The organism is Salmonella sp. SA14318, from assembly GCF_029866905.1.
In the GTDB taxonomy this organism is placed as follows: domain Bacteria; phylum Pseudomonadota; class Gammaproteobacteria; order Enterobacterales; family Enterobacteriaceae; genus Salmonella; species Salmonella enterica.
This window is the reverse complement of the sequence record NZ_CP123282.1, coordinates 1,364,515-1,386,056: the sequence shown is the minus strand read 5'-3', so window position 1 is coordinate 1,386,056 and position 21,542 is coordinate 1,364,515. Positions and strand designations below refer to the sequence as shown.

Sequence of the window (21,542 nt, the reverse complement as noted above, 5' to 3'; positions counted from 1 at the left end):
CGAGCACCTTATCCGGCCTACAGGCATTACCCGGCAGCCACGTACAGGTCGATAATCTGTGCCTGTGTGGCGGTGCGTGGGTTACTGCGCAGACAAATATCCTCCAGCGCGGCTTGCGCCCACGCGCTGTAGTGTTCGGGTTTGGCGCCAGCGTCAGCCAGCCGTTTGCTCTGCCCCACTTCGGCAATCAGCTCGCTCACCGCCGCAATCGCATCGCGATCGTCCGATTTCTTATTGGTTAGCGCCCGGCCGATTTGACTGAAGCGTTCGCGGCATACCATCCGGTTAAAGCCCATGACCGTTGGCAGCAGCATAGCGTTGGCCTGGCCGTGCGGAATATGCAGCGCCGCCCCTGGCTGGTGCGCCATCGCATGACACAGCCCCAGACCGGCGCTGGAAAAGGCCATTCCCGCCATACAGGAGGCCAGTAACATATTTTCACGCGCCGCCAGATCGTGGCCGTAACCCACGGCTTTCGGCAGCGATTTGCCAATCATCGCTATCGCGCCAATCGCCAGGCTGTCGGTAAACGGCGTGGCGTTGAGCGCGCTGTAGGCCTCAATCGCATGCGTCAACGCATCGATACCGGTCATCGCCGTCACGTTTGGCGGAACGCCTTCGGTCACGGCAGCATCAAGAATCGCCACGTCCGGCATTAGTGACGCGTGCGCCAGCACCTGCTTGCGCCCGCTGACCGCGTCGATAATCACCGTCACGTTGGTGGTTTCAGAACCGGTTCCGGCGGTGGTCGGCACCGCAATCAGCGGCAGACGCGGGCGTAATGTACTGCGCTCGGTCATGGCGCTCAGCGTCTGGTCAGGGTTAGTCACCAGCAGGGCAACCGCTTTCGCCGCGTCCAGCACCGAACCGCCGCCAAAGGCCACTACGCCGTCGCACGCCGCCTCACGCAGTTGCGCCACCGCCGCGCAGACATCGGTGATGCACGGCTCGCCTGGCGGACACGGCCAGACCGTCATCGCCACGCCTTTCATCGCCAGGCTGCGTGCCAGCGGCGCGGTCATTCCCGCCTGATGCAGGAAGCTGTCGACCATCACAAACAAATGGCTTACGCCTCGCGCTTGCGCTTCCTGGCCGCAGGCGCCGAGCGCCCCAAGCCCGCATAGCGTGACCGGCGGTACGCTGAACGTTTTCACCCGTTGCAGATTCAGGGTGTCGAATGCCTGAAACAGCGCCGTCTGTAGTTCAGCTTGCATAGAGTCCCTCCGCTTTCGCTCTCCCGCTGTTAGCTATCGCCAGCGGGGTCATAAACAGGCTGTGCTGCGGCAAATGCACCTGTAACTCCGGGAAACGCTGGCGAAATAACGCCTCCACGCCCGGCTGCATACAGGAACCGCCCGCCAGCCATAAATCAGCAATTCCTTGCCCTTCAATGTGGCGAGCAACGATTTCCGCCATTTTTTCGTACACCGGCTTCACTACCGGCCAAATCTCCTGCGCATTGCTGCGCTTGTACTGTTCCGCCTCTTCCAGGGGAATACGGCGGTTGCCCGCCAGCGTCAGGGAGATATGGTGCCCGCCAGTGGCTTCATCGGCGGAGTAAGTCACCTTGCCCTGTTTGACGATGGCAATGCCGGTAGTGCCGCCGCCAATATCCACCACGCCTGCATTATCAAGCGCCAGCAGATCCGCTACCGCCGTCGGTTCATCCAGTACGTGGCTGACTTCTAACCCGGCAGACTCCAGCACGTTGATCGAAATACGCGGGTCGGTGCCTGGCGGAAACGAGGTCGCCGCGTGGGTAAAGCGGCAGCCGAGCTGCTGTTCAAGGGTGTCGAGATGGCGGCGCACGAGGGTGACGGCGCCGAAGAAATCCCAGACGATGCCGTCACGCACAACGTCGGCCCAGTCAAGGCACACCGCCACCGGCTGGGCGTTGCCGTCGACCACCATCGACACCACGTCGCAGGTGCCCAAATCGACGCCCAGCCACAGCGGTGTATCGCTGGCGGCGGGCGTCTGGTTACACAGGGCCGCCGCTTTTTGCAGTCTTGGGGTGAGCCAGAGTTGTTCGTCATGCGCCATGAGTCATCCCTTATACAATGCGAAACGCATCCACCAGCACGCATCGACGCAGGCGAACAAAGGTACGCGCGCTGGTCACCCCTTCGCCGGTTGGCGTAGTGATAGTCATGGTGGTCCAGCCTTCTCCGCCCAATCCAAGCCCGGCAATGCACGGCCCGTTTTTGACGAAAATGCTGGTGTCGATGGCGTTCGCCATCTGGTTCATGTTGTCGATATTGCGCGAGTGCATCGCCGCCGTATGGTGGCAACCGCCTTCAAGCTGAACCGCCAGGGCGATGGCTTCTTCGACGTTGGCGACCCGTACCACCGGCAGTACCGGCATCATCATTTCAGTGACGGCAAACGGATGGTTAGCGGGCGTTTCCACAAACAGCAGGCGCGTTTGATCCGGGACGTTCAGGCCAATGGCTGCGGCAATCTTGCCCGCGTCACGACCGACCCAGTCACGGCTGACGGTGCCTTTGCCGCGTTCATCGATATTCTTCAGCAGCACCGGCTGGAGCTGTTCGGCCTGAGCGGCGGTCAGTTTCACCGCGTGCTGACCTTCCATCAGACGCATCAGCTCGTCGGCGACGCTATCCACCACAATCAGCACTTTTTCGTCGGCGCAGATGATGTTGTTATCAAACGACGCGCCTTTGACGATGGATTGTGCAGCGCGCGGCAGGTCGGCGGTCTCATCCACCACCACCGGGGGATTACCGGCACCGGCGGCGATCAGGCGTTTATTAGTATGTTTACGCGCCGCGTCCACCACCGCTTCGCCGCCAGTCACCACCAGCAGGCCAATATCGGGATATTTGAACAACCGCTGGGCGGTTTCGATATCCGGGTTCGCCACGGTGACCAGCAAATTTTCCGGGCCACCGGCGGCGACCACCGCCTGATTGAGGAGGGTGATTGCCCGCTGAGAGACCTTTTTAGCCGCCGGATGCGGGGCAAACACGACGCTGTTGCCTGCGGCAATCAGGCTGATGGCGTTATTAATCACCGTCGCCGCCGGATTGGTGGACGGCGTGACCGAGGCCACCACGCCCCACGGCGCATTTTCAATCAGCGTCAGGCCGTTATCGCCGGTCAGCACCTGCGGAGATAAACACTCGACGCCCGGCGTGCCGCGCGCCTGCGCCACGTTTTTAGCAAATTTATCGTCAACGCGTCCCATGCCGGTTTCGCTGACGGCAAGCTCCGCTAATTCTCGGGCGTGTTTTTCGCCCGCTTCGCGAATGGCATGAATGGCAAGCTGGCGCATCGCCACGCTCTTCAGCCCCTGCTGGGCCCGTTTTGCTGCCGCCACTGCGTCATCCAGGGAGGCAAAAACGCCCATCTCATGAACAGTGCTGGCCGGCTGGCTGCTGTCTTTCATTTTCAGCAGTACCGCTTTCACCACCTGTTCAATATCCTGTTGATTCATGATGTTCAGTCCTATTTATGGAAAACCACTTTCCCGCCAGCCACCACTTCATCGACGATGCCAATGACGCACAGATCGACCGGTGATAATTCGCTGCGATGCGCCTGGCGCGCGGAACTGCCGCTGACCAGCAGTACCCACTCTCCGGTTCCCGCCCCGATACTGTCGATAGCGACGGCACACTGCCCGTCGGGGTTGCCCTGGGCATCGATCATTTCCACCATCAGCAATTTGTCATGCGCCAGTCCCTGATGGCGGACGGTACATACGATTTGTCCTGTGACGACTGCCAGTTTCATATCCGCCTCCATGGATTGCCCGTTGGGTCGTAGGCCTTGAATCTGCGCACCATCAGGCAATGGCGCGCATTCATGCCGGATGGCGACGCTGCGCGTCTTATCCGGCCTACCATCAAATGTTGCTGTCGCCTTTGAAGCTGATCGGGAACACTTCCTCCAGATCGCCGTGCGGGCGTGGAATCACGTGTACAGAGACCAGCTCGCCAATGCGCTGCGCCGCAGCGGCGCCAGCATCGGTTGCGGCTTTGCACGCCGCCACGTCGCCACGCACCATGGCCGTACACAGGCCACCGCCAATCTGCTTCACGCCGACCAGCTTCACGCGTGCGGCTTTTACCATCGCATCTGAGGCCTCAATCAGCGCAACCAGGCCCCGGGTTTCAATCATTCCTAATGCTTCCATCGTGTTTTCCTCTCATTAAAGGGGTCCAGAACGGGACCGTTCATTCAACCAGTGTGTGTAAGCTGCGTTCGCGGCTCACGTCAGCCTGGCGCGGCACGGCTGCCACCAACGCCAGTTCGATAATTTCCTGCACGCTACAGCCTCGGGAGAGGTCGTGAAGCGGCGCGGCAAGCCCCTGAATTAGCGGCCCAACAGCGCGATAGCCTCCCAGACGCTGAGCGATTTTGTAGCCAATATTGCCCGCCTCCAGCGACGGGAAAATCATCACGTTGGCGCGGCCTTGCAGCGGGCTGTCAGGCGCTTTTTGCGCGGCGACCTCCGGTACGAAAGCGGCGTCAAACTGCAATTCACCGTCCACAAGCAGTTGCGGCGCACGTTCGCGAACGAGCTCTGTCGCCTGCTGCACGTTGGCAACATTGGGGTGACGGGCGCTGCCGTTGCTTGAAAATGACAGCATCGCCACGCGCGGCTCTTCGCCGGTAATGGCCCGCCAGGTGTCGGCGCTGGCGAGAGCGATATCCGCCAGCTGCGCCGCCGTCGGCTGCGGCACTACGCTACAATCGGCGAACCCTAATGCCGGGCCGGCATACTGCGGCAGCATCAGGAAAATAGACGACAATGTTTTGCACCCGGGTTGCAGGCCAATCACCCGCAGCCCTGCGCGCAGCACATTCGCCGTTGACGACAGGTTGCCTGCGATACACACATCAGCCTCACCGGCGCTCACCATGGCGGCAGCGAACATTAGCGGGTCGCTAAGCTTTTCCACTGCGTCCGGCGGCGTTTTTTCTCCGGCACGGGCAAGCCAGCGTTGCGCAAAACGCTGGCGCATACTCAGGTTGCTGTGTGGGTCGATGACCTGAATGCCATCCATCGCCATACGATGACTCAGGGCAAACTGACGCAGCGCAAACGGACTGGCGACCAGAACGGGGCGAGCCAGACCGTACTGTTGCAGGTAATGCGCCGCTTTCAGCACGCGTTCGTCCAGCGCATCGGGAAAGACGACTCTGGCGGGGGCGCGTACCGCCAGTTCGCGGGCGCGTTCAATGATCATGGCTTCTCTCCCAACCGTTGTTGAATTTGGGCGACCGTCAGCGGATGTTTCGCCACGCTCAAAATCATCATCACGTAAACCGTGCTGGAGAGTCGGTTCAGCGCCTGTAAAATGTCCGGGCGCAAGACCTCAAAACTACGGGTAATAAACACTTGTGCGGCGAGGGTTTCCGTTTCGCGGACTTTGGTTCGCAGCAGATTAAGCAGCGCCGCATCGCGACCGTGGCTGGCCTCCGGCACCAGGTGATCGTGGTCGAGATAGCGCAGCGGCTGGTGGGAAAGCCGATGCAGCTCATCCTCGTTCAGCCCGACGATAGACTGCGCCGCCAGCGGCTCATCTATAGCGTCGGCGCGCATAATGTTGCCCAGCCGCGACCGGATATCGAAAAGCCACGGCTGCCAGGGTTCCGCCAGTTCGATTTGTAGCCACACGGTCAGCGCGATGGCGCTGTCGAGCGCGGCGCGAAAGCCGAGGCGCGGGTCGCTTTTGGCGACCATTTTGTCCGCCGTCAGATGGGTCAGCGTATCGGGCTTTTTCACCACCGGCTGGCGGCACAGTTCACAGCAGGCCTGTGGGTGCGTATCGCTACTGGTTAAGCCATGTACCGGCTGCGGCTGCTGTTCGTCATCATCGACAAACAGCCGGCCTTGCTGATCCAGAAACTTAATGCGCAGGCGGCGGCTTTCCAGCAGTTCCCGGGCCGAGGGCGTCAGTCGTGCATCAGCGGGCAGATGGATTTCCGATCCTTCGCTGAGCGTGTGATTCGCTCTGAGCCACGTTTCGGTGATGAAATCGTTCATACGGATTGCCAGTTCGCAGGCCAGGCGACGTACAGAAAGCGCACAGTCGTCGGCGTGCCAAATTCAATGCTGGAGCCTTTAGGGATGAACATGACATCTCCGGCTTTGGCAATCATGGTTTCGCCTTCATGACGTACGTGCAGTTCGCCCTCCAGCACCATGTCGATTTCGTCGTAGTTCAGCGTCCACGGGAAAAAGGCGTTGTCCCACTGCATAAACCCGGCGGCCATGCTGCTGCCGTCCTGCTCTGTAACCAGATCGGTTAAGCCGACGCAGTGCGGTTCGGCGCCGTCGAAGCGGCCAAATTTCACGCTGCTGCCGTCAATGACTTTCACGCCGCCTTTACCCGTGACGGAGGTAAAGCTCGGCTGCATCGTCCCCAGTTCCAGCGACTGCTTTTCCTTGAGCACTTTTTCCATCAGCTGCGCCACCAGGCTTTCAGTAAACTGCCCTTCCGGGAGCTGCGCGATGATGGCTTCCCGAATGCGCTGGCTTTCGCTTTTACACGCCTGCGCCGATGTGGATGCCGGGACGGACTCGTCGCATTCGGTAATCGTGAAGCCCAGTAGTTCCGCCACTTCGCGAGCCTCCGGGGTAATAATGCTGGCGCGCAGCACTACCGACATCGCCTGTTCGCCGCGGGCGTGGGCCGCACGAATATCGTTAGCTGTGATAAGTTTTTTCACCTGCCTCTTCCTCCTGTTCACTGAGAGCCGCCAGATAATCCACCAACTGCCGCACGCTTTGCGGGTCGTGACCGTTGAGCTCGAAAATCGGCTCCCGGAATCCAATCTCGCAAAGCAACTGCCGCGTAGCGGCGACGTCGGCATCCGGCATGTCCGTTTTGCTGATAACGGCGATATGTCGTTTACGGGTTCCAACATCCAATAACCCGGCAGGTAAGCGACTTTCTTTATCGTTTGCCGCGTGGACATAAATCAGCGTGTCCACATCCTGCAACGTGGTAATTAAGGCGTGATACCAACGGGGATGGCTAAAATATTCACCCGGCGTATCGATATCGCCATGATCATTAAATTCCACGGCCTGCGTTTTTCTGGCGAGGGAATAATTTCCCCGTAACGCGTTAAAAAGCGTTGTCTTTCCGGCACCGACCGCGCCGACAAAAGCAATACGTTTCATTACCGCCACCAATTAACTTTTTGTTAACTCACACAGGGTAAAGTTTAATAATCGCCCCAGCCCGCTGACCGTCTGTAATAGCGCTTCTTCTACTGCACCGACGGTGCCATAAATCACCAGCGCGCCGCTAAATCTGTCGAGAAAACCGATGTGTACATCCGCAGCCTTCATCGCTAAATCGCCAGCGATCATGGCCGTTTCCCCCGGCGTTAAGGTCATAATGCCAATCGCGCCGGCATCGGGAACGCCGATCTTTTTCGCCAGTTCTTCACCAGGGTGCGCAATGAGATGCGCCAGCGTGACCTGTTTGCCCGGCACAAATTCCTGAATAATGCGTTCTTTATTCATTGCTCACCGTCTCCACTGAAACTGCCGTCATCGTGGCAATTTTTTGTCGGAGTAAATAACAAAATTCGGCAAGGTGATGTAAAAGGTGAGGTAGATCACTAAGAGAAAGAAAATAAAAGGGACTTCTGTCGAAGGTGTTAACGATAAATATCGTGGTGCATCACATTTTCAGGCGTCATTCTGAATTTAAGCTTGTTCCTCAATAAATACCCACCGGCTATTCTTTGTATTACTATTATTGATAAAAATAATGCGTATCACTCGATTTGTGCATAGTACAGATTCAGTGAAATAAGTAGGGGTAACGCAATAGGTTCCAGAATATCCCCACCCGAGCCTTTCATGCCATGGCGAAGCCCAGCGGCGCATAAAAAAAGCGCAGGAGAACCTGCGCCAGAAGAGAGAGTAATGCGTTATTAAAGCGGCGTGGTTTGCGCTTCAACTACCGCTAACGCCACCATATTCACGATACGGCGTACAGAGGCGATCGGCGTTAATACATGTACCGGTTTAGACACGCCCATCAGGACCGGACCGACCGTGACGCCTTCGGAACTGGAGACGCGTAGTAAGTTGTAACTAATGCGGGCGGCTTCCATATTCGGCATCACCAGAATATTGGCGGCTCCCTTCAGCGGGCTATCCGGCATCCGGTCATTACGAATACTTTCCACCAACGCCGCATCACCGTGCATCTCACCGTCAATCATCAGATCGGGCGCTCGTTCGCGTACCCGCTCAAGGGTTTCGCGCATTTTGCTGGCGGACAGCGAATTTGAGGAACCAAAGTTAGAGTGCGACAACAGCGCGACTTTCGGCTCAATACCAAAGCGGCGAACGGTTTCCGCCGCCATTACGGCGATCTCCGCCAACTGTTCCGGCGTGGGATCTTCGTTAACATAAGTATCGGCGATAAAAGTGTTGCCGCTTGGCAGCAGTAAGGCGTTCATCGCCCCTGCCGTATGCACGCCGTCACGGTAGCCAAAGACGGCTTTCACGACGCTGAAATGCTCATGGTAGTCGCCGATGGTGCCGCAGATCATCGCATCCGCTTCCCCACGCTGCACCATGATCGCGCCAATGGCCGTATGGTTGCCGATCATCGCACGCTGCGCCTGTTCCTGAGTTACCCCGCGACGCTTCATGATCTGGTAATACTCGCTCCAGTACTCTTTGAAGCGCGGATCGGATTCATTATTCACGATCTCGAAATCAACGCCCGCTTTGATCTGTAGCCCCAGTTTCTGGATACGCATTTCGATCACGCTCGGACGTCCGATCAGGATGGGCTTCGCCAGCCCCAGGGTGATCAACTCCTGAGTTGCGTGCAGCACGCGCGCCTCTTCCCCTTCCGGCAGCACTACGCGCTTCGGATCTTTGCGTGCCTGCGAGAAGATCGGCTTCATGAACAGGTTGGTTTTGTAGACAAACTCGGTCAGTTTATCGATATAGGCATCAAAGTCAGCAATCGGGCGCGTCGCCACGCCGGAATCCATTGCCGCTTTCGCGACCGCCGGAGCGATTTTGACAATCAGACGCGGGTCAAACGGTTTCGGAATAATGTATTCCGGCCCAAAGCTCAGGTCCTGATCGCCATAGGCCGAGGCCACCACTTCGCTCTGTTCGGCGTGCGCCAGCTCGGCAATCGCACGGACCGCCGCCAGTTTCATCTCTTCGTTGATCGCCGTCGCGCCGACGTCCAGAGCGCCGCGGAAGATAAACGGGAAGCACAATACGTTGTTCACCTGGTTCGGATAGTCGGAACGACCGGTACAGATAATGGCGTCCGGACGCACTTCTTTCGCCAGCGGCGGCAGAATTTCCGGTTCCGGGTTGGCCAGCGCCAGAATCATTGGCGCGCGGGCCATTTTCTTCACCATCTCCTGAGTCAGCACTTTCGGGCCTGAACAGCCGAGGAAAATATCCGCGCCGTCAATGACCTCATCCAGCGTGCGCTTGCCGCTGTCGTCTACCGCATAGGCCGCTTTGGTCTCCGCCATATTCGGCTCACGGCCTTTGTAAATAACGCCCTTAGAGTCGCACACCACGATGTTGTGCTTTTGCATCCCCAACGCGACCAGCAGGTTCATACAAGCGATTGCCGCCGCCCCTGCGCCGGAGACGACCATCCGCACGTCGGAAATATTTTTCTCTACGACTCGCAGGCCATTAAGAATGGCGGCCGTACTAATGATCGCCGTTCCGTGCTGATCGTCATGGAAAACCGGGATGTTCATGCGCTCGCGCAGTTTCTGTTCAATATAGAAACATTCCGGCGCTTTAATGTCTTCGAGGTTAATGCCGCCAAAGGTCGGCTCCAGCGCTGCGACCACATTGATAAATTTGTCCGGATCAAGCTCATCGACTTCAATGTCAAACACATCGATGCCGGCGAATTTTTTAAACAGAACGCCTTTGCCTTCCATGACCGGCTTGCCGGCCAGCGCGCCAATGTTGCCTAACCCCAGTACCGCTGTACCGTTGGAAATGACCGCGACAAGGTTGCCGCGCGCGGTGTATTTGTAGGCTGCCAGCGGATCTTTTTCGATTTCCAGGCAGGGCGCCGCCACGCCTGGCGAGTAAGCCAACGCCAGATCGCGTTGGGTGGCAAGGGGCTTAGTCGGAGAAACCTGAATTTTACCGGGTACCGGAAATTCGTGGAAATCAAGGGCGCTTTGTTTTAACTGCTCATCCATTTTGTTGTTCCTTTCACGTATCGTTCAAAAAGTGACGCGGCCTGGTGCGCCGCACATTATCACCGTACTGCGCAACACAAACTTTGAAGGTCTGCAAACTATCACGACGCGGCGCAAGAGTTTGTTATCAACTTATAACAGCCATGTTACCTGCTTATACCAGCAATACCATGCCTGTCTGCTATGCTTTTTGGTTATGTAGTGTATCAATCTTTCAGAAGTGTGAATCAACACACTCATCTAACACTTTACTTTTCAAGGAGTATTTCCTATGAACCAGCTAGACGGCATCAAACAATTCACTACCGTCGTCGCCGACAGCGGCGACATTGAGTCCATCCGCCACTACCAGCCGCAGGATGCCACGACAAATCCCTCTTTACTGCTGAAAGCCGCCGGGCTTGAGCAGTATGGTCATTTGATTGAGGATGCGATTGCCTGGGGAAAAAAACACGGCGGTACGCAGGAACAGCAGGTTGCAGCAGCCAGCGATAAACTGGCGGTCAATTTTGGCGCGGAAATACTGAAAAGTATTCCCGGTCGCGTCTCCACTGAAGTCGACGCGCGGTTATCATTCGATAAAGAAAAAAGTATCGAGAAAGCGCGCCATCTGGTGGATCTCTACCAGCAGCAGGGTATTGATAAATCGCGCATTCTGATCAAGCTCGCCGCAACCTGGGAAGGTATCCGCGCCGCCGGGCAGCTCGAAAAAGAGGGCATTAATTGCAACCTGACGTTGTTGTTCTCTTTTGCCCAGGCGCGCGCCTGCGCCGAAGCGGGCGTCTATTTGATCTCTCCGTTCGTGGGCCGAATTTACGACTGGTATCAGGCACGTAGTCCGCTGGAGCCGTATGTCGTGGAGGAAGATCCCGGCGTGAAATCGGTACGCAATATCTACGATTACTTTAAACAGCATCGCTATGAAACCATCGTGATGGGGGCAAGTTTCCGCCGTACTGAGCAAATCCTCGCGCTAACCGGCTGCGATCGACTGACTATCTCCCCCAACCTGCTTAAAGAGCTGAAAGAAAAAGAAGAACCGGTGATCCGTAAACTGGTGCCTTCCTCGCAGATGTTCCACCGTCCTACGCCAATGACGGAAGCGGAGTTCCGCTGGGAACATAATCAGGACGCGATGGCCGTAGAGAAGCTGTCGGAAGGTATCCGTCTTTTTGCCGTTGACCAGCGCAAACTGGAAGACCTGCTTGCCGCCAAACTATAAACCTTGCATGGAGTGATTTATGTCCCGTAAAGACCTTGCCAATGCGATTCGTGCGCTGAGCATGGATGCCGTTCAAAAAGCCAATTCCGGGCACCCCGGCGCGCCGATGGGGATGGCGGATATCGCTGAAGTGCTATGGAACGATTTTCTTAAACATAACCCCACCGATCCGACCTGGTATGACCGTGATCGTTTTATCCTTTCCAACGGTCACGCCTCCATGCTGCTCTATAGTCTGCTGCATTTAACCGGCTATGACCTGCCGCTGGAGGAGCTAAAAAACTTCCGTCAACTGCACTCTAAAACGCCAGGTCACCCGGAGATTGGCTATACGCCCGGCGTTGAAACCACCACCGGGCCGCTGGGCCAGGGGCTGGCGAATGCCGTCGGGCTGGCGATTGCCGAGCGTACGTTAGGCGCACAGTTCAACCGGCCGGACCATGAGATTGTCGACCACTACACCTATGTCTTTATGGGCGACGGCTGTCTGATGGAGGGGATCTCGCATGAGGTGTGTTCGCTGGCTGGTACGCTGGGGCTGGGCAAACTGATCGGCTTTTATGATCACAACGGCATCTCCATTGATGGCGAAACCGAAGGCTGGTTTACCGACGATACCGCCAAACGTTTTGAAGCCTACCACTGGCATGTCGTGCATGACATTGACGGGCACGATCCGGAGGCGGTGAAAAAAGCCATTCTGGAAGCCCAGAGCGTAAAAGACAAACCTTCGCTAATTATCTGTCGGACGGTGATAGGTTTTGGCTCGCCGAATAAAGCCGGGAAGGAGGAGTCGCACGGCGCGGCGCTGGGCGAAGAAGAGGTGGCGCTGACTCGCCAGAAGCTGGGATGGCATCATCCGGCGTTTGAGATCCCAAAAGAGATTTACCGCGCGTGGGATGGCCGTGAAAAAGGCGAGAAAGCGCAGCAGCAGTGGCAGGAAAAGTTTGCTGCTTATGAGAAGGCTTATCCTGAGCTGGCCGCAGAGTTTACCCGCCGGATGAGCGGCGGATTGCCGGAGGCATGGGAATCCGCCACGCAAAAATTTATTAACGACTTGCAGGCTAATCCGGCCAAAATCGCCACCCGTAAAGCATCGCAAAATACGCTCAATGCCTACGGTCCCCTGTTGCCGGAACTGTTGGGCGGATCGGCGGATCTGGCGCCGAGCAACCTGACTATCTGGAAAGGTTCGACCTCGTTGAAAGAGGATCCGGCAGGTAATTACATCCACTATGGCGTGCGCGAATTCGGCATGACCGCCATTGCCAACGGCATCGCCCACCACGGCGGCTTTGTACCGTATACCGCCACGTTTCTGATGTTTGTCGAATATGCGCGTAACGCGGCGCGTATGGCGGCCTTAATGAAAGCCCGGCAGATTATGGTCTATACCCACGACTCCATCGGCTTGGGCGAAGATGGCCCGACGCACCAGGCCGTGGAACAACTGGCGAGCCTGCGCTTAACGCCCAACTTCAGCACCTGGCGTCCCTGCGATCAGGTTGAGGCGGCGGTCGGCTGGAAGCTGGCCATTGAACGTCAGCACGGGCCGACGGCGTTGATTCTCTCGCGGCAGAATCTGGCGCAGGTGGAACGCACGCCGGAACAGGTGAAAGCGATTGCCCGCGGCGGTTATATTCTGAAAGATAGCGGCGGCAAGCCGGATATCATTCTGATCGCTACCGGATCGGAAATGGAAATTACCCTCCAGGCGGCGGAAAAATTGACTGGCGAGGGGCATAACGTTCGCGTGGTGTCGTTGCCTTCAACGGATATTTTCGATGCGCAGGACGAGGCATATCGCGAATCAGTGCTACCGGCGCACGTGACCGCCCGCGTCGCGGTGGAAGCCGGTATAGCCGACTACTGGTATAAATATGTTGGCCTAAAAGGTGCAATTATCGGCATGACGGGATACGGTGAATCCGCCCCGGCTGACAAACTGTTCCCGTATTTTGGCTTTACCGTGGAAAATATTGTAGAAAAAGCCCGCCGGGTGCTAAACATCAAAGGCTAAGGCGAGCGTTAGCAACACAGACTTTGCACAGTCTGCAGACCTGTTCTGTAGGCTGTGCAAAATTACTTCGTAGACTCAGGCGCATCTGACTGCCCGATGACGACCTCATCAATGGATTTATGGCACATCAGGCAAAAGGCCTTTTTTTTATGCGCCTGTAATGTTGAATCCCACGCCGCTGATCCGCCTTCTTTATTCACTTTTTCTCTTATCGCCGCCAGTCGATCTATTTCATAATAAGCGCTCAGGCAGCCACAATGGGGGCATAATACGGGGCCATTATTTATTTTCATACTATTTCCTGCTGTGGTGAGGCTATCGGGTAAAGTAACAATCCTACCGTAACGTAGCAATCTCTATACCATAAATGAAACCTCAATAGGTGTATCCCTATTCTGAAAAGGGGATAAAAACCAGGATTCAACGCGTGATCCACAGCGTAGGCCAGGCATCCGGCCCGTGCCAGTTATCGCAGCTCGGTTCTTCGGCATAACGTACCAGACGAAAACGATCGCCATCATAGCGCCAGCGCGTCTGGATACCACAGTCGGTTAACCCCCGCCCTTTCGCCAACGTCACCAGCTCGCGCGTTTTCTCGTCAAAGAAGGCGTTCATCAACTCCATGTCATTACTTTCGACGCCGCGATTAAACGGCAGCCGCAAACGTACGGCGCGCGAGGCGAGCGTTTTTTTGCGTGAAACTACCCAGGCGAGATCAATAGTGTTATAGGCGCCGGCTTCGCAGTTAACAATCAATAACGCTTTATCATCCGTCAACGCGCTGACCTGCGTCTCGCGACGCAGCGGATCAAGCGAACAGCGAATGCCGTTTACCCGCCATGCTGCGTAGTCCAGCAGATCGTCGCGTTCTTCCTCACTCAGCGGTACGGGCGTTGGATTAATCACGGCGATCCCCTTTAATGCCGGCGCCGGGGGCACGCTGAGCGGCGGTTCGTTTCCTTTTTCAATCCAGGCGGTTTCGCTGCCCACACGTTTTTGTTGCGCGTCGATAAACAGTAATGCCGCTTTTAATCCCGCCAGCGAAAGCGTCTGAACGCCGTTTTTTAAGGTGATAGCCTGCGCATCCTGAATCGTCTGTAAAAATGCGGTGATGGTGGCAGGATCGCCGGTCATGAGATGCCAGGGCGACACGCGCCAGTGTGGACTGTTGAACGAAAGCGGTTTGCCATCCAGCAATAAGCGAGGCGCAATTGCGGCTTCTTTAGCGTCGGGCGGCGCCAAACCGCCGCGGTCGATACGCAGTACCGCATCGGTACGCGCCCCGGCGCTGCGGCTTAATGTCATCACCAGCCCATGATGTTCGCCAGTATTGCGCGCTACGCAAAAATTTTGGTTATTGCAGGTGACCTGCCAGTCGGAAAAAGTCCGTTGCGCTGGCGCAGCCCACAGTAGCTGGACCGGCAACAGGCCAAACAGACAAAAAAGAATAACGCGGTAGCGCATGAACGGAACAACCCCAGATTCAGAACAACACAGCTAAGGCGGTATCTTCCTTGCGCGCATCAGGGTTCTCAATCAGATTTATCGGATTGGTCTTTTTTGTGTAAAGAAATATATTTCTTTTTTTTCAGTCCATTAGATGAGACGTCTGTAAATAGTTAAGCAATAACACGGTCTTACCGTCCCGAATCTCACCTGAGCGCACCATTTCCAGCGCCCGGGAAAACGGCAGTTCAAGCACCTCAATCTCTTCGTCCTCCACGCCGCCGCCGATGCTGGCACGCTCGCTATCATGATATTCGGCAATGAAGAAATGAATCAGCTCCGTGACGCCGCCTGGCGACATATACAGCTCAAATATCTTGCGTACCTCACCAACGTCATACCCTGTCTCTTCAATGGCCTCTTTACGGATACAGACCTCCGGCTCGTCGTTATCAAGCAGGCCAGCGCAGGTTTCAATTAACATACCGTCTTGATTACCGTTGACCCATGTCGCCACGCGAAACTGACGAACCAGAAGCACGGTTTTTTTAGTTGAGTTGTAAAGCAGAATGGTTGCGCCATTCCCGCGATCGTAAACCTCACGCTTGTGACGGATAACCTCGCCATTACGACGGGTCAGGTCATAGGTAATGTTGCGCAGAGTAAAATAATTATCAGAAAGAATTTTATCCTTAATAAGCGTAATGGTTTGCGACATGCTGGCTCCAGGGTGTAAAAAGAGCATTAATATTACGCCGTGAGGCCGGTTTTGTCTGCTGAAGGGTTAATCCTTAATGCCGACTGAACGGACGTACAGCCATATTTTTCTGTCACTGCCATGACCATATTCTGCTTCTCCGGGCCGCAGAGTCCATGCTCGCGATATGATTTGACGGCCGGAGTGAGACTGAGGGAATCATCATGAAATTTACTCTCGTTGCGACGGTTCTACTGACGTTTTCCCTTTCAGCTTTTGCCGTTGAGTATCCGGTATTGACCATCGCGAGCCCTGATCAGGTGGGGTTTGATAGCCAAAAACTTCACCGACTTGATGGCTGGATTCAAAATCAAATTGATGCCGGATATCCCAGCATCAATCTTCTGGTGATAAAAGATAATCATATTGTTCTACAAAAAGCCTGGGGCTATGCTAAAAAATATGACGGTTCCACGCTGTTAGCCCATCCCATTCGGGCGACCACTAACACGATGTATGATCTGGCTTCAAACACAAAAATGTATGCCACTAACTTCGCATTGCAAAAACTAGTGTATGAAGGAAAAATAGATGTCAATGATTTGGTATCAAAATATATCCCCGGCTTTAAGGATATGCCTGGGGATAAAATAAAAGGCAAAGATAAACTCCGCATTATTGATATTCTTCATCACGTCGCGGGCTTTCCTGCCGACCCACAATATCCCAATAAAAACGTCGCCGGTAAATTATTTTCACAGAGTAAAAGCACTACTCTGGAGATGATTAAAAAGACACCGCTGGAATATCAACCTGGGTCGAAGCATATCTACAGCGACGTGGATTATATGATTCTTGGTTTTATCATTGAATCGATAACGGCAATGCCATTAGATCGCTACGTCGAAACCACCATTTATAAACCGCTCGGATTAAAACATACCGTCTTTAACCCGCTGATGAAAGGCTTCACGCCGCCGCAAATCGCCGCAACGGAACTACACGGCAACACGCGTGACGGCGTGATTCATTTCCCCAATATTCGCACCAATACACTATGGGGCCAGGTGCATGACGAAAAAGCCTGGTACTCAATGGGCGGCGTTTCAGGACACGCCGGACTGTTTTCTGACACCCATGATATGGCTGTGTTAATGCAAGTCATGCTCAATGGGGGCGGCTACGGTAACGTGAAGCTATTCGACGACAAAACGGTTGCGCAGTTTACTCGCCGCTCGCCAGAAGACGCTACCTTTGGTCTGGGGTGGCGCGTTAACGGCAACGCCTCAATGACCCCCACGTTCGGGGTATTAGCCAGTCCGCAAACGTATGGACATACCGGATGGACCGGCACGCTGACGTCTATCGATCCGGTTAATCATATGGCGATTGTGATTTTAGGTAACAGGCCGCACTCGCCGGTAGCAAATCCTAAAGTGAATCCGAATGTTTTTGTCAGTGGATTATTACCTGCGGCGACGTATGGCTGGATTGTTGACCAGATATATGGTTCCTTAAAATAAAAATTAAGAGCCTGTCCCACCAGGCGTTATTGGCGCAGCCAGTTTGGACACGGACAGCGCGCAAAAACCGCAGCGTACACGTAGTACGTGAGGTTTGACTCGCTACGCTCGCCCTTCGGGCCGCCGCAAGCGGCGTTCAAAACGCTAACGCGTTTTGGCGAGCACTGCCCAGGACCAAAATGGCAAGTAAAATAGCCCTAATGGGACAGGCTCTAAGAAGGGATTCTGATAGCGTCCCTTCCTTCAATTTACACTCTATTTTCAATACTAAGATTGGCCTCATCAGGCCTGTTAAACGTCGACCCGACGGAAAAATGTTTATCGCAGGGCGTCCAGCCCTGCGAGCGTCAACATTTCTGCAAACGGAGTAAGGTTAGCCAATAAGTTTAAGATTTTTTATCACTCAATCATTTAACCGTTCCAGGCCTTAACCGGCCTACAAATACGCTTATTTAGCTAACCAGTCGAGTATCCCCTGCGCCGCATGTCGGCCTTCTGCCATCGCCGTCACCACCAGATCGGCGCCGCGCACCGCATCGCCGCCAGCGAAAATTTTCGGGTTGGACGTCTGGTAACGAAACTCGCTCTCGACGCTGGCGGCAATACGTCCCCAGTTATCCACCTTCACGCCATGCGATTCCAGCCACGACATACCATGCGGATGAAAACCAAACGCCATAATGACCGCATCCGCCGGCATCACGAACTCGCTGTCCGGTACAGGTACCGGGCGGCGTCGCCCCTGACCATCCGGTTCGCCAAGCCGCGTACGCAAAAAGCGAATACCGCTGGCGCGCCCGTGCGTATCCAGCACCAACTCAACCGGCTGAACGTTAAATTCAAAGTTCGCGCCCTCTTCACGCGCGTTTTTCACCTCTTTTTTCGACCCTGGCATATTGGCCTCATCGCGGCGATAAGCGCAGGTGACGTTGGCAGCGCCATGACGCAGCGCCGTACGTACGCAGTCCATTGCGGTGTCACCGCCGCCCAACACAACCACGTTAAGGCCCGCAGTATCAATAAACGGCTCGTCAGGCAACGCCGGAAGCCCCATCACCTGTTTGGTATTGGCGATGAGGAATGGCAACGCATCATATACCCCCGGCGCGTCTTCATTCGGTAAATCAGCCTTCATGGAACGATAGGTTCCTACCCCGACAAAGACGGCGTCATAACTCTCCAGCAGCGTCTCCAGAGAAATATCTTTCCCTACTTCGCAGTTAAGCTCGAAACGAATCCCCATCGCGCTGAAGATCTCCCGACGGCGCGCCAGCAGAGATTTATCCAGTTTGAAAGCCGGAATACCAAAGGTGAGCAAACCGCCGATTTCCGGGTGGCGATCGTAGACGGTGGCGCTTACGCCATGGCGCGCCAGCACGTCAGCGCAGGCAAGACCTGCCGGCCCCGCGCCGATAATCGCCACGCGCTTATCGCTCTTCTGTACGTCCGACAGGTCGGGACGCCAGCCTTTGCTCAGAGCGCGATCGGAGATATAGCGCTCAATGTTGCCGATGGTAACCGCGCCATACTCATCGCGGAGTGTACACGCGCCTTCGCATAGCCGGTCCTGCGGACAGACGCGCCCGGTAATTTCCGGCAGGCAGTTGGTCTGGTGGGAAAGCTCTACCGCCGCATCAATATCGCCAGCTTTCACCAGTTCGATCCACTGGGGAATATGGTTATGCAGCGGACAGGTCCATTCGCAGATACTGTGTTCCCCGCATGTGAGGCAGCGGGCCGCTTCACGCTCCGCCTGCGCGGCACGAAACGGCAGATAAATTTCCTCAAAGGTGGTTTTACGCGCTTCAATCGCCAGTTTATCCGGTTCGCCGCGTGGTGGCGTCGCCTGCATACGCTCGACTTTGCTGCTTGCTGTCCCACTGTGTTGTGTATCCACGGTATGCCAGGGGCGAATCTCCTGCCGGGCGGTACGAAGCCGTCGCGTTTTAGCCAGACGGGTCAACGAGTCTTCGGTGACCAGTTGCAGCGCATCCGCCGGGCAATTTTCCACACAGGCCGGGCCCTGTTCACGTCCCTGACACAGATCGCATTTATGCGCGCTGGCTTTGAACTGGTTTGGCGCGACGGGCGTTAATACCATCTGCATGGTGCCGAATGGGCAGGCGACGACGCAGGATTTACAGCCGATGCACTTCTGCGCATTGACCTGCACGCTGTCGTTAATATGCGCGATCGCGCCGTTCGGACAGCTACGGGCGCAGGGCGCATCTTCACAATGGTGACATGTGACCGCGCTGCGCTGGTGCTGATGTTTGATGACAGTAATTCGGGGCTGATAGCGCTGTGACGTCAGGACATGTCGCTCATCATTGTGAGCCATTACGCAGGCGACCTCGCAGGCATGGCAGCCCAGACACTGCTGGCTATTGGCCATAATAAAACGATTCATGGCATCCTTCTGTTTTGGTTGTAAAAACCTTATTCTTTATATGAGCATTGTTATTAACTGACGAAGGCGGGGTCGGCAATGTTCATCTGCCCAGGAAGCACAACTATCTGTCCAGAACCTGTGGCAGATCAATTTATTTCAAAGCAAATGCAATTGCGATTCAGCTAAATGCGGGGAGTACCAGCGTGACGGTTAAACGCCCGGTCTCAGCCAGTCTGGCTAAGGCTTTTTTCTATATTGTGCTGTTGTCTATTCTGTCCACCGGCAGCGCATTACTGACGCTGACCAGCAGTTTACGGGATGCAGAAGCGATCAATATCGCCGGTTCGCTACGAATGCAGAGCTATCGGCTGGGTTACGATCTGCAAAGCCGTAGCCCGCAGATTAATGCGCATCGTCAACTTTTCCAGCACGCGCTCAACTCGCCGGTACTGCAAAATCTCAACGCCTGGTATGTGCCGCAGGCGGTGAAAACTCGCTACGCGCGCCTGCACGCCAACTGGCTGGAGATGAATAGCCGCCTACAGGACGGCGACATTGCCTGGTATCAGACCAATATCAACAATTACGTCGATCAAATTGATCTCTTCGTTCTGGCATTACAGCATTACGCCGAGCGTAAAGTCATGCTGGTCGTAGCCATATCGCTGGCGGGCGGTATCGGCATATTTACGCTGGTCTTTTTTACCCTACGGCGTATCCGCCAGCAGGTCGTTCGCCCGCTGAATCAACTGGTCACCGCCAGTCAGCGAATTGAACATGGTCAGTTCGCCCCGCTGCCGCTGGATACCAGCTTACCCAATGAGCTGGGATTGTTGGCGAAAACGTTTAGCCAGATGTCGAGCGAGCTGCATAAACTTTACCGTTCGCTGGAAGCCTCGGTGGAAGAAAAAACGCACGATCTGCACGAAGCGCATCGCCGCCTGGAGGTGTTATACCAGTGCTCCCAGGCGCTGAATACCAGCCAAATCGATGTCCACTGTTTTCGCCATATTTTGCAAATTGTCCGTGAACATGACGCCGCCTGGTATCTGGAGTTAACCGTGGGCGATAACTGGCGGATTAGCGAAGGCACGCAAAGCCCCGACCTGCCGATGCAAATGCTGCCAGTGACGATGCAGGACACGGTCTATGGCGAACTCCACTGGCAAAGCCCCAACGTTAATGCCTCTACGCCGCTGCTGAACAGCGTCTCCACGATGCTGGGGCGTGGTTTGTACTTTAATCAGGCGCAAAAACACTTCCAGCAACTTTTGTTAATGGAAGAGCGCGCGACAATTGCCCGTGAGCTACACGATTCGCTGGCGCAGGTACTTTCTTATTTACGTATTCAGTTAACGCTTTTGAAGCGCGCCATTCCAGAAGATAACGCCGGCGCGCAAAGCATCATGGCGGATTTTTCCAGAGCGCTGAACGACGCCTACCGCCAGCTTCGCGAGCTACTCACCACGTTCCGTCTGACGTTACAGCAGGCCGATTTACCCTCCGCATTGCATGAGATGCTGGAAGATTTACAGAGTCAGACTCCGGCCAAACTCACGTTGGATTGCCGTTTACCCACGCTGGCGCTGGATGCGCAAATGCAGGTGCATTTGTTGCAAATTGTGCGTGAAGCGGTCCTGAACGCCATTAAACACGCCAACGCGAGCGAAATCGCCGTGAGCTGCGTCACCGCGCCTGACGGCGATCATACCGTTTATATTCGCGATAATGGCATTGGTATCGGCGAACCGCATGAGCCTGCCGGACACTATGGTCTGAATATAATGCGTGAGCGCGCGGAGCGCCTTGGCGGCACGCTGAATTTTTCGCAACCCTCCGGCGGCGGCACGCTGGTCAGTATCAGTTTTCGCTCCTCCAACAAGGAAGAGAGTCAGTTAACGTAAAGAACGGCAAATCGCCGGAAGGCCAGATGTCAGGCTTTCCGGCGTTGGCACAAAAAGTATGCTGTAAAAGCGCATGATAATTTACATTATCTCCTTTATTTCTCCACGTTTGGCTCGTAGCTTGCCGCTACAGTG

Annotated in this window: 19 protein-coding genes; 4 read left to right on the top strand and 15 right to left on the bottom strand. The window is 55.5% G+C overall.

Annotated features, from left to right (window positions below):
- Positions 1-26 precede the first annotated feature (26 nt).
- From eutG to maeB, 11 genes are all read right to left on the bottom strand, one after another.
- Entirely contained in the window at positions 27-1,214 is a 1,188-nt protein-coding gene (gene eutG, locus QEN32_RS06480) for an ethanolamine utilization ethanol dehydrogenase EutG (RefSeq protein WP_001147507.1), read from the bottom strand.
- Positions 1,204-2,043 carry an ethanolamine utilization protein EutJ gene (eutJ, locus tag QEN32_RS06475; RefSeq protein WP_000929675.1) on the bottom strand — a complete coding sequence of 280 codons (840 nt, stop codon included), beginning with the start codon at positions 2,041-2,043 and terminating at the stop codon, positions 1,204-1,206. The genes eutG and eutJ overlap by 11 nt, the downstream gene beginning before the upstream one ends.
- A gap of 10 nt (positions 2,044-2,053) precedes the next feature.
- Positions 2,054-3,457, bottom strand: a complete 1,404-nt coding sequence (locus QEN32_RS06470) for an aldehyde dehydrogenase family protein (protein ID WP_265322245.1) — start codon at positions 3,455-3,457, stop codon at positions 2,054-2,056.
- Between the two features lie 11 nt (positions 3,458-3,468).
- Complete coding sequence (gene eutN, locus QEN32_RS06465; protein ID WP_001522340.1) at positions 3,469-3,756, bottom strand: ethanolamine utilization microcompartment protein EutN; 288 nt, start codon at positions 3,754-3,756, stop codon at positions 3,469-3,471.
- 112 nt (positions 3,757-3,868) lie between these two features.
- Positions 3,869-4,159, bottom strand: coding sequence for an ethanolamine utilization microcompartment protein EutM (gene eutM / locus QEN32_RS06460; RefSeq protein ID WP_000387716.1), 291 nt, complete (start codon positions 4,157-4,159; stop codon positions 3,869-3,871).
- A 40-nt stretch (positions 4,160-4,199) separates the two neighbouring features.
- Complete coding sequence (gene pta, locus QEN32_RS06455; protein ID WP_000582929.1) at positions 4,200-5,216, bottom strand: phosphate acetyltransferase; 1,017 nt, start codon at positions 5,214-5,216, stop codon at positions 4,200-4,202.
- A complete protein-coding gene (eutT, locus tag QEN32_RS06450) occupies positions 5,213-6,016 on the bottom strand; it encodes an ethanolamine utilization cob(I)yrinic acid a,c-diamide adenosyltransferase EutT (protein ID WP_000997661.1) in 804 nt (267 codons plus the stop codon). Before eutT ends, pta begins: the two co-directional genes overlap by 4 nt.
- Positions 6,013-6,702, bottom strand: coding sequence for an ethanolamine utilization acetate kinase EutQ (gene eutQ / locus QEN32_RS06445; protein ID WP_000733868.1), 690 nt, complete (start codon positions 6,700-6,702; stop codon positions 6,013-6,015). Before eutQ ends, eutT begins: the two co-directional genes overlap by 4 nt.
- Positions 6,680-7,159 (bottom strand): ethanolamine utilization acetate kinase EutP, encoded by a 480-nt coding sequence (gene eutP / locus QEN32_RS06440; protein WP_000820751.1) that lies wholly within the window; start codon positions 7,157-7,159, stop codon positions 6,680-6,682. The genes eutQ and eutP overlap by 23 nt, the downstream gene beginning before the upstream one ends.
- Positions 7,160-7,171: 12 nt before the next feature.
- Positions 7,172-7,507 carry an ethanolamine utilization microcompartment protein EutS gene (gene eutS / locus QEN32_RS06435; protein WP_001031445.1) on the bottom strand — a complete coding sequence of 112 codons (336 nt, stop codon included), beginning with the start codon at positions 7,505-7,507 and terminating at the stop codon, positions 7,172-7,174.
- 416 nt (positions 7,508-7,923) lie between these two features.
- Complete coding sequence (maeB, locus tag QEN32_RS06430; RefSeq protein ID WP_000344299.1) at positions 7,924-10,203, bottom strand: NADP-dependent oxaloacetate-decarboxylating malate dehydrogenase; 2,280 nt, start codon at positions 10,201-10,203, stop codon at positions 7,924-7,926.
- A 271-nt stretch (positions 10,204-10,474) separates the two neighbouring features.
- Here maeB and tal point away from each other — a divergent pair, with 271 nt between their 5' ends.
- A complete protein-coding gene (tal, locus tag QEN32_RS06425) occupies positions 10,475-11,425 on the top strand; it encodes a transaldolase (RefSeq protein WP_001072443.1) in 951 nt (316 codons plus the stop codon).
- Positions 11,426-11,444: 19 nt separating this feature from the next.
- Entirely contained in the window at positions 11,445-13,445 is a 2,001-nt protein-coding gene (gene tkt, locus QEN32_RS06420) for a transketolase (RefSeq protein WP_000087326.1), read from the top strand.
- A 62-nt stretch (positions 13,446-13,507) separates the two neighbouring features.
- Here the strand turns inward: tkt and QEN32_RS06415 are convergent, their stop codons facing one another.
- The 3 genes from QEN32_RS06415 to nudK form a co-directional block, all read right to left on the bottom strand.
- Positions 13,508-13,738, bottom strand: coding sequence for a hypothetical protein (locus QEN32_RS06415; RefSeq protein ID WP_000700635.1), 231 nt, complete (start codon positions 13,736-13,738; stop codon positions 13,508-13,510).
- Positions 13,739-13,865: 127 nt separating this feature from the next.
- Complete coding sequence (locus QEN32_RS06410) at positions 13,866-14,909, bottom strand: DUF1176 domain-containing protein (protein ID WP_001270668.1); 1,044 nt, start codon at positions 14,907-14,909, stop codon at positions 13,866-13,868.
- A gap of 124 nt (positions 14,910-15,033) precedes the next feature.
- The gene (gene nudK / locus QEN32_RS06405) at positions 15,034-15,609 is read right to left on the bottom strand and encodes a GDP-mannose pyrophosphatase NudK (protein WP_000084033.1); all 576 of its coding nucleotides are present in this window, start codon (positions 15,607-15,609) and stop codon (positions 15,034-15,036) included.
- 203 nt (positions 15,610-15,812) lie between these two features.
- Between nudK and pbp4b the strand changes: the two genes are divergently transcribed.
- Entirely contained in the window at positions 15,813-17,111 is a 1,299-nt protein-coding gene (pbp4b, locus tag QEN32_RS06400; protein ID WP_000673285.1) for a penicillin binding protein PBP4B, read from the top strand.
- A 448-nt stretch (positions 17,112-17,559) separates the two neighbouring features.
- Here the strand turns inward: pbp4b and aegA are convergent, their stop codons facing one another.
- Positions 17,560-19,521 (bottom strand): formate-dependent uric acid utilization protein AegA, encoded by a 1,962-nt coding sequence (aegA, locus tag QEN32_RS06395; protein ID WP_001078942.1) that lies wholly within the window; start codon positions 19,519-19,521, stop codon positions 17,560-17,562.
- Between the two features lie 185 nt (positions 19,522-19,706).
- Here aegA and narQ point away from each other — a divergent pair, with 185 nt between their 5' ends.
- On the top strand, positions 19,707-21,407 hold the full coding sequence (gene narQ / locus QEN32_RS06390; protein WP_000216814.1) for a nitrate/nitrite two-component system sensor histidine kinase NarQ: 1,701 nt from the start codon (positions 19,707-19,709) through the stop codon (positions 21,405-21,407).
- Positions 21,408-21,542: the final 135 nt, after the last annotated feature.